Source organism: Porifericola rhodea, from assembly GCF_030506305.1.
Lineage (GTDB): Bacteria > Bacteroidota > Bacteroidia > Cytophagales > Cyclobacteriaceae > Catalinimonas > Catalinimonas rhodea.
Genome location: NZ_CP119421.1, coordinates 4,380,617 through 4,394,176 on the forward strand (window position 1 = coordinate 4,380,617; position 13,560 = coordinate 4,394,176).

At 41.0% G+C, this 13,560-nt stretch carries 10 protein-coding genes; all 10 read left to right on the forward strand.

Translation table 11 applies throughout. The features are described from left to right. The 10 genes from PZB74_RS17990 to PZB74_RS18035 all read left to right on the forward strand — a co-directional run bounded on the left by PZB74_RS17990 (window position 1) and on the right by PZB74_RS18035 (window position 13,503). On the forward strand, window positions 1-1,017 hold the full coding sequence (locus PZB74_RS17990; protein WP_302238553.1) for an NAD-dependent epimerase/dehydratase family protein: 1,017 nt from the start codon (window positions 1-3) through the stop codon (window positions 1,015-1,017). Between the two features lies 1 nt (window position 1,018). After that, a complete protein-coding gene (locus PZB74_RS17995; protein ID WP_302238554.1) occupies window positions 1,019-2,098 on the forward strand; it encodes a dihydrodipicolinate synthase family protein in 1,080 nt (359 codons plus the stop codon). A 2-nt stretch (window positions 2,099-2,100) separates the two neighbouring features. Next, window positions 2,101-3,594 carry a sodium:solute symporter family protein gene (locus tag PZB74_RS18000; protein ID WP_302238555.1) on the forward strand — a complete coding sequence of 498 codons (1,494 nt, stop codon included), beginning with the start codon at window positions 2,101-2,103 and terminating at the stop codon, window positions 3,592-3,594. Next, window positions 3,569-4,339, forward strand: a complete 771-nt coding sequence (locus PZB74_RS18005) for a glucosamine-6-phosphate deaminase (protein WP_302238556.1) — start codon at window positions 3,569-3,571, stop codon at window positions 4,337-4,339. Before PZB74_RS18000 ends, PZB74_RS18005 begins: the two co-directional genes overlap by 26 nt. Window positions 4,340-4,362: 23 nt before the next feature. Then, a complete protein-coding gene (locus tag PZB74_RS18010; RefSeq protein WP_302238557.1) occupies window positions 4,363-5,532 on the forward strand; it encodes an N-acetylglucosamine-6-phosphate deacetylase in 1,170 nt (389 codons plus the stop codon). Beyond that, complete coding sequence (locus tag PZB74_RS18015) at window positions 5,525-6,583, forward strand: Gfo/Idh/MocA family oxidoreductase (RefSeq protein WP_302238558.1); 1,059 nt, start codon at window positions 5,525-5,527, stop codon at window positions 6,581-6,583. Before PZB74_RS18010 ends, PZB74_RS18015 begins: the two co-directional genes overlap by 8 nt. Window positions 6,584-6,660: 77 nt before the next feature. Further along, a complete protein-coding gene (locus tag PZB74_RS18020; protein WP_302238559.1) occupies window positions 6,661-7,290 on the forward strand; it encodes an RNA polymerase sigma factor in 630 nt (209 codons plus the stop codon). Window positions 7,291-7,457: 167 nt separating this feature from the next. After that, window positions 7,458-8,498 (forward strand): FecR family protein, encoded by a 1,041-nt coding sequence (locus tag PZB74_RS18025; RefSeq protein ID WP_302238560.1) that lies wholly within the window; start codon window positions 7,458-7,460, stop codon window positions 8,496-8,498. Between the two features lie 55 nt (window positions 8,499-8,553). After that, window positions 8,554-11,979, forward strand: coding sequence for a SusC/RagA family TonB-linked outer membrane protein (locus tag PZB74_RS18030; RefSeq protein WP_302238561.1), 3,426 nt, complete (start codon window positions 8,554-8,556; stop codon window positions 11,977-11,979). Window positions 11,980-11,991: 12 nt separating this feature from the next. Next, complete coding sequence (locus tag PZB74_RS18035) at window positions 11,992-13,503, forward strand: RagB/SusD family nutrient uptake outer membrane protein (RefSeq protein WP_302238562.1); 1,512 nt, start codon at window positions 11,992-11,994, stop codon at window positions 13,501-13,503. Window positions 13,504-13,560 lie beyond the last annotated feature (57 nt).

A 13,560-nucleotide genomic window follows, 5' to 3' on the forward strand; every position in this document is an offset into this window, starting at 1 on the left:
ATGATAGATTTAAGTAAATTAGAATACGACCTACTGGCTCCCAGTCAGGCATTAATCTCTGACTTCAGTACGCTAGAAGGAGATTTGATGATACTGGGTGTTGGGGGTAAAATGGGACCTAGCCTGGCTCGGCTGGCAAAAAGAGCCTTAGCAGAAGCCGGGAAAAATAATGAAGTAATTGGTGTATCACGCTTCTCTAATGCTGACGCACAGCAGGACCTGGAGGATGCGGGCATAAAGACGATTAAAGCGGATTTGCTAAATGAGCAGGAGCTACAAGCCCTGCCAGAGGTGAAAAACATAATTTATATGGCAGGTACAAAGTTTGGTACCAGCGGAAATGAGTCTTTTACCTGGGCCATGAATGCCTATTTGCCAGGAAGGGTAGCCGAAAAGTTTAAAAACTCCAGAATTGTAGCTTTTTCTACCGGAAATATATACCCATACGTACCAGTATTTTCTGGTGGAGCAGATGAAGAAACCAAACCTGGCCCGGTAGGGGAGTATGCTCAATCCTGTTTGGGCAGAGAAAGAATTTTTGAACACTTCTCTAAAAAATACGAAACCCCGGTACTCATTTATCGGCTCAACTATGCAGTAGATTTTCGTTATGGCGTACTTTTAGAACTTGCTAAGTCAGTATTGGAAAGTAAAACTATAGACCTTAATTCTGGTCATGTGAATGTTATATGGCAGGGAGACGCGAATGAGTATGCGCTAAGATCACTAAAATACTGCGAAAGTCCGGCCAGACTTCTGAATATTACTGGTCCGGAAACGGTACCTATCCGCTGGGCTGCCAGTGAGTTTGCAAAACATTTTAATAAAGAAGTCCGCTTTGTGGGGGAAGAACAGCCTATGGCATTACTCAACAATGCTTCTACCGCACATCAGCTTTTTGGTTACCCCAGAGTAAGTTTAAAAGAGATGATTAGAATATTAGCAGAGTGGATTTTGAACGACGGAGAAACTATCAACAAACCTACACATTTTCAGGAAAGAACAGGTGCTTATTAATATGAAACAACTAACTCAGGACACCGAAAAGCTTCTGACAGAAGGTACAGTTATACCTGCGCACCCATTAGCACTTAACAGTAAGCGTCAGATGGATGAACAAAGGCAAAGAGCTTTAACTCGTTATTATATGGATAGCGGAGCCGGCGGCATTGCTGTAGGAGTACATACAACCCAGTTTGAAATCAGAGACAAACAATATCAATTATATGAGCCTGTTTTACGTATGGCAGCCGAAGAAGTAAATCAAGCCCAATTAAACAGACCTTTTATTAAAGTAGCAGGCGTAGCGGGCCCGACCGAACAGGCCTGTGCAGAAGCTACTTTGGCTGCCGAACTAGGCTATGACCTAGTATTGTTAAGCAATGGTGGCCTGGCAGAACTTAGCGAAAAACAGTTAATACAACGTACAGAGAAAGTTGCTGAAATTATGCCGGTGTTTGGCTTTTACCTGCAGCCTGCTGTAGGTGGTAAAGTTCTCAGTTTTGACTTCTGGAAAGATTTTGCGGATATCCAAAACGTCAAAGCGATTAAGATGGCTCCTTTCAATCGCTATCAGACGCTTGATGTAGTACGTGCTGTTTGTCACTCTTCTCGTTTTCAGGAGATAACGCTATACACTGGCAATGATGATAATATTGTAGCCGACCTGCTCACCCGCTACCAATTTATTGTAAAGGGTGCTAAGAGGGAAAAAGAAATTGTAGGAGGCCTGCTGGGACATTGGGCAGTCTGGACGCAAAAAGCGGTTGAGCTCTTGGAAGAAATTAAAGGCATAAAAAACTCCGGAGCTTCATTTCCTGCTGCCATGCTCACTAAAAACATTGCAGTAACCGATACTAATGCAGCTTTTTTTGATGCTGCCAATCATTTTAAAGGTTGTATTGCCGGCATACATGAAGTATTAAGAAGACAGGGCCTGCTGGAAAGTACCTGGTGTCTTAATCCTGATGAAAGATTATCTGAAGGACAGTATGAGGAAATAAGTCGGGTATACCAGCAATATCCTGAACTTAATGATGATGCTTTTGTGCAGGCTCATTTAGCAAAATGGCTGGGTCAATCGCTTAAAGAAGCTTAATAATGGAGCTCAGTCATATTGATTTGTATGTCATAGGTGCTTTTTTCCTGCTTATGCTGCTGATTGGATTTTGGTCTTACTTCAAAAACAATAGCGCGGAAGACTATTTTGTAGCAGGAGGAAAGCTACCCTGGTGGCTATCTGGCATCTCTCATCATGTCTCCGGTTATAGTGGAGCTGTATTTGTAGCTTATGCCGCATTAGCCTACACACATGGGTTTTCGCTTTATGTCTGGTGGGCATTTACAATTGGGTTTACCATTGTTATTAGTGCTCGTATCTTCCCTGTTTACTGGGTAAGGCTTCGTAAAAAATTTAAAATCCAATCTCCTTTAGAGTATCTGGCTACGCGATATAATGTGTTGACTCAACAAATTATGGCATGGAGCGGTGTGTTACTCAAGCTTTTTGATGTAGGCGCCAAGTGGGCAGCCATCGCTATATTACTTAATGGATTTACTGGCTTGCCACTGAGCACGGGTATACTTATTTCTGGAGGTATTTCTTTAATCTATATTACTTTTGGAGGACTGTGGGCAGTCATTATTACCGACTTTACACAATTTATTGTTCAGATCGTCGCGGGTCTAATCATGTTTGTGGTTGTGGTACAAAGGTTAGGCGGTATGGAATCTATTTTCGGCGTTTGGGAGCAGTTGCCTGAGGATAACAGCCAGTTTTTTAATGAACCTTATACGATATTATTTGCTCTGGCTTTTCTGCTGATCAACTTTTTGAGTTACAATGGAGGAAGCTGGAATTTGGCAACTCGCTACATATCATCACCCAATGAGCAACAGGCATCCAAAGCTGCTATCTTGTCAGGCGTTTTGTATCTGATCTGGCCATTATTTCTCTTTTTCCCAATGTGGGCTGCACCAGTAATATTACCAGGACTAGATGACCCATCTCAGTCGTATGCTGCGCTAACCTTGGAGCTATTACCCCCTGGTTTAATAGGTTTGGTAATTGCCTCACTTTTTGCTAATACCATGTCTATGACATCATCTGATGTAAACACTATCTCTGCTGTAATTACCAGAGACATATTACCAGTAGTATCAACAAAATTCATAGATGAACGAAGGTCTTTAACTACTGCGAGAATCACTACCTTTGTATTTACTTTTTTAACCATAGCGGTAGCTTTGCAGCAAGACAGATTTGGTGGTGTTTTAGGGCTTATTATCTCTTGGTTTGGCGCATTGCTAGGACCTATAGCTGTACCTATGTTGTTTGGGTTATTGCCGGCGTTCCAAGGTTGCGGCCCTAAAACAGCTATCAGTTCTATCTTTGCAGGACTATTCACCTTTGTCATTACTAAAAATGTAGAAATAGGAAGCATGGCGGTTGAGATAGGTTTGCCAATGGCTGTTTCGGTTCTTGTATATATCACATCGGGTTTTGTAAATCGCGGTCAAGCACCAACTCATGTAAATCAGCTACTAGACTCAATTCAGGATAATAAACATGAAAAACACAATACAAAAATCTAAATTTCAGCATCTAAACCTGGAGGTTTATTCTACCAGGCAGGCAATGGGCGAAGCCGCCGGTAAAGCAGTAGAGCAGAAGATTATTGAGCTCTTGCAGACTCAGAATGAAGTGCGGATGATATTTGCTGCCGCCCCTTCTCAAAACGATATATTAAGCTATCTGCGAACATCTGAAAAGGTGAACTGGCAAAAAATTGTAGCGTTTCATATGGATGAATACATCGGTTTGTCTGAATCTGCGCCACAACTATTTTCCAATTATCTGAGAGAACATTTATTTGACCATGTTAATCTTAAAGAAGTACACCTGATTGATGGAAATCTGGATGCTAATCAGGAGTGTATCCGTTATGCTAAGCTGATAGCAGAAAAAGAAATAGATATAGTTTGTTTAGGCATTGGAGAGAATGGGCACATTGCCTTTAATGATCCTCCGGTTGCTGACTTTAATGACTTCCAGACGATAAAAGTAGTAGAACTGGACGATAAATGCCGACAACAACAGGTGAATGATGGCTGCTTTCAAACTATAGACAAGGTGCCGACACATGCGCTTACCTTAACCATACCTACATTAATGTCAGGCAAATATTTATACTGTGTAGTTCCAGGAAGTACTAAATCAGAAGCAGTAAAAAATACCCTTCATAAAGAAGTTAGCACAAAATGTCCGTCAAGTATTTTAAAAACGCATCCAAACTGTACGCTATATGTAGATGAGGAGGCTTACGCGCTATCAAATTAGGCAAAAGAAGCAGATAGAAAGAAATGAAAGAAGTAAGAGGTTATCATTGTATTACACTGCAATATCAAACCCTAAAAATTAGCAATAAGCAGATTAGCCAAATTTCGCTAAGTAAAAATATAAAAGGAGAAAAAGTCTATATAGGCCCCGGACTTATAGACCTCCAAATTAACGGAATTAATGGTGTTGACTTTAATGATCGGGGGTTGAGTATGGACGCCGTAGTGGAGGCTACGCTATACTTACTGAGCAAAGGAGTTACAACATATTTTCCTACAATCATTACTAATTCGGACAAAAATGTTTTTGCAATTCTTAAATGTATTACTGAAGCATGTCAGGCTAATAAGTTGGTAGACAGTTGTATAGGTGGTATACACCTGGAAGGACCATTTATTTCAAAAGTTGATGGAGCAAGAGGGGCACACGCTTTGGAGTATATTAAAGCTCCTGACTGGCAGTGGGTAGAAAAATGTCAAAGTGTGGCTAAAGGCAGAGTAAAAATGATTACCCTTTCACCCGAATGGGCTAATACTACTGAGTTTATTCAAAACTGTGTGGCTAATAATATAAGAGTTGCCATTGGTCATACCTATGCTAATGCAGAGCAGCTTAACTCAGCCGTTAGCGCTGGAGCTAGTTTGAGTACTCATTTAGGAAATGCCGTGCCTTTAATGCTGCCTCGTCATCCTAATCTGCTATGGGAGCAGTTGGCAAATGATAATTTATATGCCAGTATAATAGCTGATGGCTTTCATCTTCCCGACTCAGTACTCAAGGTAATTATGAAAGTAAAAGGCGGAAAATGCTTATTAGTAAGCGATGCTACATATTTTTCCGGTAAAGCTCCGGGGGTATACAAAACTCATATCGGCGATGAGGTGCTTCTGGAAGAAGGGGGCAGATTGGCTATTAACAAAACTCCTGAGCTATTAGCTGGAGCCACAAAAAATATATTTGAAAACATACAGTACTTAATTAGTGCAAAGCTTACCAGTCTGTCACAGGCCTGGAGTATGGCTTCTATTTACCCTGCCACCTTTTTAGGTTTGCCCAATAGACCTATGGCTCAGGGAAGTGAAGCAGATCTGCTAACATTTACTATGGACAAACAGGGGCGTATACATATACAAGAAGTGATAAAGCAAGGTACAACTGTCTACAAAAATACAACTGCTCCAACTTATGAGTAATACAATCAAGGTAGCTCTAGCAGCTTATGGCTTGTCAGGAAGTGTCTTTCATGCTCCCTTAATACATGCACATACTGGTCTCCATTTATATGCTGTACTACAAAGAAGCGCTTCCAGCGCGAAAGAAAGGTATCCTTATACTAAAATCGTTAGTAGTTATGATCAGCTACTTTCCGATCCTGACATTGATCTTATCGTTGTTAACACTCCAGAGTACCTGCATTACGAAATGGCTAAGCAGGCTATGCTGGCTGGCAAGCATGTAGTAGTAGAAAAAGCTTTTACGCCTACAAGTTTGGAGGCTGAAGAGCTTATTAAAGTCAGTATAGATCAAAATAAGTTACTGAGTGTGTTTCAAAATTGTCGCTGGCATAGTGATTTTGTCACCATTAAGCATTTGCTCAGCCGGAAGCTATTGGGTGAAGTAGTTAGCTTTGAGGCACACTTTGATCGTTATCGGCCAGAGGTACAGGGTAGCAGCTGGAAAGAAGAAGAAAAACCCGGCACAGGAGTGTTATATAATCTGGGTTCTCATATGATTGATCAGGCACTTCAGCTGTTTGGCTGGCCAGAAAAAGTTCAGGCAGATATAGTTACTCAGAGATCAGATGGTAAAGTAGATGATTTTTTTGACCTTAAGCTTTATTATTCGGGACTTACCGTAAATTTAAAGTCTAGCTATCTCGTAAGGAGTGAGGGGCCTCGTTATATAATACATGGTACAAAGGGAAGCTTCATCAAAAATGGTATTGACCAACAAGAGGCCTTATTAAAAGCAGGTAAATCACCTTTGGAAGACGGTTGGGGTGCAGAAAATGCGAAGTGGTGGGGAGAGATAAATACAGACTTTCAGGGAATACACATAGAAGGAAAAGTAGAGAGCTTGCGTGCTTCCTATCTGGAGTATTACCAAAATATCTATGAAGCTCTGAAGCTGGGTAAAAAATTAGCCGTAAAAGCTGATCAGGCGCTACAGGTGATCCAGATCATAGAAGCAGCCTACCAAAGTCAGCGTAAAGGTAGAATGATTACACTCAGTGGTTCTAAATAATAAAGGGCGATCTACTTCTAGTTTGTCGGAAAATTTGTAGTATTAAGCTACTACTAATACATGGGTGTCTACTCCTTATGAACCTGAAGCTTACATATAGCAAAAATGATCTGTATGAGGTTGAACTACCAGAAAATGATCTGGACCTCTGGAATGCTTTCAGAGAAGGTAATCAGAATGCCCTTGCTCATATCTATCAGCAATATTTTTTTAAGCTCTATAATTATGGCAAAAAAATACATGAGGATGAGGAGGTAGTCAAAGATTGCATTCAGGATCTGTTTATTTATGTCTGGAAAAATCGGAAAACTTTATCACCTACCACTTCTATTAAGTATTATCTCTTTAAAGCGTTACGCCGTAGTATAGTAGATCATCTCAAGAAAAAACAAGCATTTGAAGTCAAATCGGCTTCTTTTTTACACTTTGAATTTGAATGGTCTACTGAAGATAAGTTAGTTCAGTTTGAACTTGATGAGGAAAAAAAGAAAAAGCTCTTGAGCTGCCTCAATAAACTCCCCAAACGTCAGAAAGAAGCTTTGTTTCTCAGATATTACGAAAACCTTAGCCCGCAGGAGGTATCATCCATCATGTCTCTGAATACTGATTCTACGTATGTGCTTCTTTCAAAAGCTATAAAATCTATGCGGCATTATATGCAGGAACTTATCTCTATAGGATTACCTATCCTATTACTGTTCAAATAGATAGCCTATTCAAATTGCTATTTTGTCAATAAAACACTTAAAGCGCAATATCTGTGAATGCTTTTTAGGTATTTTGTTGAATAAGACATAATTATTAATTTTTTTCTCAATTCGCGCTAAGGTTTTCATCTATCACCCCTTTTACTAATAGATAAGCTTCACTAGCTATGCCCTATACAAATTACGATGTACATGATTTTGTGCTTGATGAAAATTTCAAGCGGTGGGTACTATCTCCTAATGCGGAAAGTAGTGCATTCTGGAATGCCTGGTTGAGAGAGAACCCATCTAAACTGGATACAATCAAGGAAGCACGCCAGATCATACTTATGATGAGGTTCAAAAAAGATCAGCCCAGTCAGGATGATTTTCAGGAGGTTTGGCAGGCTATACAGTCTAATATGGATGCATCTATTCCGTCAGATCAAACCAAAATTATTAAGCTGCACCAGAGTGAAGTTATAGAAAAACCAAAAAGCAAATATTATAGAATAGCAGCAACAATAGCCTTTTTATGTATTTCCTCCCTTATTATTTTCTTATACCTGAACAACTATCGTCAGATCACCATTAGTACTACCAATGCAGAAATGAGAACAGTTGTACTGCCCGACGAATCGGTGGTAAGCCTTAATGCAAACTCAGAGCTTCGTTACAATAAAAACTGGAATACTGATCAACGTGAGATATGGCTTACTGGTGAGGCGTTCTTTTCGGTAACACATCAGGCTAATCATAGCCCATTTATAGTACATACTCAGCACATAGATATTAATGTTTTAGGAACCGAGTTCAATGTAGATGAACGGGCAGACCGAACGCAAGTAATGCTGACTTCTGGCAAAGTACACGTAAAGTATAAGAAAAAAGACCTCTCGGAAGACAGTATTGATATGGTGCCTGGCGAGCTTTTGGCCTACTCGCATCAGAAAAAAGAAGTGAGTAAAAAAACTTCAAAAGCGGAGCTTGAAACTTCCTGGCGTTCAAATAAGCTGGTGTACGAGGATGCTCCAATCTCAGAAGTTATTTATGACATGGAAAGGCAGTTTGGCTTATCATTTCACTTTGAGAATGAAGCAATACTAGCCAATCGTTTTACGGGAATTATACCTGCAAATAGTGCTGATGCCTTTTTAATTACCATAGAAAACACCTTTGAGGTAAAGCTGAGAAGAAAAGGCAACACTATTACAGTTAGCTCTAAATAAGCGAAGAATTCACGACACTATTACTATACTATGTTCAACCTAAATTACTTGATCAATGTGGAAAAAAATACTTGAATTTTTTCCGTCGGCTTATCGCTGTAGTACATTGCTGATATTACTGCTCTCAGTCAATATGAGTTTTGCCCAGCAGCTGGCAAGCCTGTACAGCTCTTCGGTACATCTACAGGATAAAAAAGAACTCAAGAACGTACTCGCAGAACTTGAGTCGCGCTATAAAGTGCAATTTAACTATGTCAGTACTACGATAGAGGGTAAGTATGTAATGAATAACCTGGACAGCATGGCTGGCGAAGAGGTGGATAAGATTATAGAAAAAGTACTGAAGCCTCTCAACCTGACCTACAAAAAAGTAGGTAACGATCTGTTTATCATTTTCAGTAAAAAACAAAAAGCGCAAACCATTGAAGGTATACAACGCCAGTTGCCACTAACAGCTACGAACGAACGACTGGCGGCGCTACGTCCTATTATGCAGCTTAACATTGGCAACAGAACTTTGGTACAAACCATCAGCGGAAAAGTTACGGATATGGAATCTGGCGAAGCACTTCCTGGTGTCAACATCCTTGCTAAGGGGACGACACAGGGCACCGTAACAGATATTGACGGTAACTACAAAATTACCGTAGATGATGCAGTTACTGTACTGGTTTTTTCTTCTATCGGCTATGCAAGCGAGGAAGTACCCATTAATGGTAGAACAGAAATAAACCTATCTCTTTCACCAGACATTCAATCATTGTCAGAAGTAATTGTAGTAGGATACGGAACTGTCAAAAAGAGCGACCTGACCGGCTCAGTTTCTTCTGTAAAGTCAGAAGAGCTTACCGCTTATCCGGCTCAGGGTACAGTTCAGGCACTACAAGGACGTGCTGCTGGTGTCAACATTCAGTCTAATAATGGTGCTCCGGGAGCTGACTTAAAGGTTCGTATTCGTGGAGGTACCTCAGTAAACGCAAGTAGTGATCCTATCTATGTTGTAGATGGTTTTGTAGGTGCTGCTCTACCACCGCCAGAAGATATCGCATCTATTGAAGTGTTAAAAGATGCTTCGGCTACAGCTATTTATGGTTCTCGCGGGGCGAATGGTGTTATCATGGTTACCACCAAAAAAGGTCAGTCAGGTAAAATCAACATAGATTTCAACTCATCCTATTCTTTGCAAAATGAAATAAACAGGCTTGATCTGCTAAATGCAGATCAGTTCTATGATTACATCAGTGAAGCTAAACCTGGCATAGCAAGAGGAGATGGGGCTACCGATTGGCAAGACGAAATATTCAGAACCGGTGGTATTCAGAATTACCAACTGTCAGTTTCTGGTGGTAATGAGTCCGTTAATTACTATGTTTCCGGCTCTTATTTTGACCAGAAAGGAGTTATTATTAACTCTAAATTTGATCGTTTTTCGCTTACCAGTAATGTAGATATTAAGGCATCTGAGAGGTTTAGGCTTGGGCTCAATATTTTTGCACAGCGCAATACAACTGATGGAGTAAGAACACAGGAAGGCTCAGGAGGTTTGACACCGGGAGTAGTTTCTTCGGCATTTAAGTTTGAGCCAGACAGAGCTATATATAATGAAGACGGTTCTTTTACACTGTCTCGCCTAAACGACCCTATAGATAATCCATACGCAATAGTTTCTCAGCTACAGGATGAAACTGTAAACGACAGGTTCCAAGCCAATGTATTTGCAGAGTATGACCTATTTAGAAACCTGAAGTTTAGAACTACATTGGGAGCAACCACAAATAATGGTCGTAGAGGTAGGTATTCTCCCGCTACTCTTCAGGAAGGTAGAAATGCCGGAGGAGGTATTGCTCAGGTAGATGGTAGTAAGTCCACACTTTTGCTCAACGAGAACTACCTGACCTACTCTAAATCTTTAGCAGAAGCACATAATCTGACAGTAATGGCTGGTTATTCTTTCCAAACTTCTACATCAGAATACTGGGGAGGTGAAAGCCAGGCGTTTATCAATGATTCTTTCTCTTTCTGGGGCTTAGGCACTGGATCAGTATTTCAGGCTCCTCACTCTAATCTGGAAGACTGGGCCATATCTTCTTATTACGGCAGGGTAAACTACTCACTGCTAGATCGTTACCTGATTACATTAAATGCTCGTTATGATGGTGCTTCTAACTTTAGCAAAAATAATAAATGGGCATTTTTTCCTTCCGGAGCTCTTGCCTGGAATATGAAAGAAGAACAGTTTATGCAGGATGTAGACTGGTTAAGCTTCTGGAAGTGGAGAGTTAGTTATGGATTGACCGGAAATCAGGCTATTGACCCTTATACTACCTTAGCCAGATTTGGCAGTGTATTTTCTGTGATAGGCGGTAATATTGTTAATGCGGCTCGCCCTACAGAAGTGGCAAACGACAACCTTACCTGGGAGACTACCGCACAGTTTGATATTGGCGCTGACATTGGATTCTTAAACGATAGGGTGAATCTTACGGTAGACTATTACCGCATGCTTACTTCAGATTTGTTGTTTAGAGTGCCATTGCCTGCCTATTCTGGCTACGACACACAATTTAAAAACCTGGGAGAAGTAGAAAATAAAGGTTGGGAAGCTATGCTTACTTCGCATAATACTACTGGGGAGTTTAAATGGACGAGCAGCATTAATTTTTCTGCTAACAAGAATAAGGTACTGTCTCTTCCCGAAGGTAATGATATTTTCTACAGCTCAAGTCCCGGCCATTTGGTAGGCTTGGGAGACACTCAGGTACTGAGAGAAGGAGAGCCTGTAGGATCTTTCTTTGGATGGGTATATGACGGAGTATATCAGGAAAACGATGAGTTTTTACCCGGTGGTGGTTTTGAGCAGGAAGCCGGTGGTGAAAAATTCAGAGACATAAATGGAAGAGGAGAAGATGGTGAGCTTACCGGACAGCCTGATGGCATGATCAACAATGATGATCGGACACTGATTGGCAACCCTCAGCCAGATTTTATCTGGGGGTTTAACAACGATATCAAGTTTAAGAATTTTGACCTGAATATTTTCTTCCAGGGTTCTCAGGGTAACGATATTTTAAGCTATACCCTTATGGAACTGGATTTACTCTCAGGTATTAACAATGCTACTACGAATGCGCTCAACCGCTGGACTCCGAGCAATACGAATACTGATGTTCCCAAAGCTTCTACCGGTCGTACCCGTAGGGTTTCTACTCGCTGGATATACGATGGAAGCTATGTTCGCTTAAAAAATCTAGCCCTGGGATATAGGATGCCTCAAAGCGTATTGGATAGACTGAATATCCAGAAATTAAGGATATATGTAAGTGCACAGAATATTCTAACGCTTACTGATTACCCTGGCTTTGACCCTGAGGTAAACTATCGTACGTCTACTGCTCAGGATGGAAACAGAAACCTGGGCTTGGACTATGGAAGCTATCCTAATGCTAAGTCTTATACGGTAGGTCTAAATGTCAGATTCTAAAATGTACCTGTAATGAAAAATCAATTTAAAAATATATTATTCCTTTGGCTGGCGATAGCTATGCTGGCCTGTTCAGATCTGGAAGAGGAGCCTGTGGGTTTGCTAGCTCCTGAGACATTATTTAAAACGCCATCTGATGTAGAGGTAGCTATATTTGGAGCTTATGGAATGATCTCTACCGAGCGTCTGTACGGTAGGCAGTTTGTATCCGCACTAATGCTAAGAAGCGATATGGTTGATATCGGCGACCGTGGTACGCCAGCAGAAAGGCAGCAGGTTAACGATTTTAATATGGATGCTAACAATGGTATGGTAAGTGTTTTTTGGCCTTACTGGTACCAAACCATAAGCGCCGCCAATGCAGCAATTTCCGGTGCAGAGTCATTAGATTTAAGTGACGAAGAGATCAATCCCTTACTGGCTGAAGCTCGCTTTATCAGAGCTTTTAGTTATTATCATCTAGTAAGAGTTTTTGGAGACATTCCCTATATAGATTACTTCATTACTGAGCCGGAAGCTGTGCAGGATATCGCTAAAACTCCTGCGTCAGAAGTATATCAGGGCATTATAGCAGATCTTGAATTTGGCAAGCAGTGGTTACCCGATCAGCATGATGGTAATATCCGCTCCAGGGCTACTAAAGGCACGGCTGCATCTTATCTGGCTTCAGTATACCTTACTTTAAAAGATTATCAGAAAGCCTACAACGAAGCAAAGTGGGTAATAGACAATCGTTCCAGATTTGACTATGCACTGGAAGCAGATTTTCAGGATTTGTTCAGAGCAGAAAAAGCAGACAATCTGAAAGAACATATCTTTGCCATAGATTTTTTGGGTTTACAAGGAGCTGCCGGTGGACTGGATGATGACATAATGGGACCTATGACCGGTATTCGTGGCTCCGATAATGATGGCTGGAGTGTGCTGGTTCCTTCATTAGCAGTATTCAACAACTGGGATGATAGTGATTACCGCAAAGCAGTTAGTTTTGATGATTCTATTACAGTAGGTGGGGTGCTTACTCCATATACCGAATTTGCCAACACCCAACGTCCTCATATTGCTAAGTATACCAGGTATCCGGGAAATGCAGGTGGTGCTACCCGTAACTCCGACCATAATTATTCTGCTATGCGCTATGCTGAAGTATTGCTAATTGCTGCCGAAGCTCTTACGGAAGTAAGTGGCCCCAATGCTGAAGCGCTTTCTTATCTGAATCAGGTAAGAGCCAGAGCAAGAAATTGGGCAGGTGTACAGACTGATTTTCCTCAGGATATTCCTTCTGGGCTAAGCAAAGATCAGTTTATAGAAGCGGTATTGAATGAAAGAAGGCTTGAGCTGGCTTTTGAATACAAGCGCTGGTACGATATTAAGAGAAGAGAGTTAGGAGTGGAGGTTTTTAGGGGCAATAGCTCTTTGGAACCACATCCGAACTTTGATCCTTCCAGAGATTATTTAATGCCTCTTCCGCAGGTAGACTTAACCATTAATCCTAACTTGAGGCCACAAAACCCAGGCTATTAAATTTGTAACTCCATACTTTGAGCCGGAGCATAAAAAATGTTCCGGCTTTTTTATGGT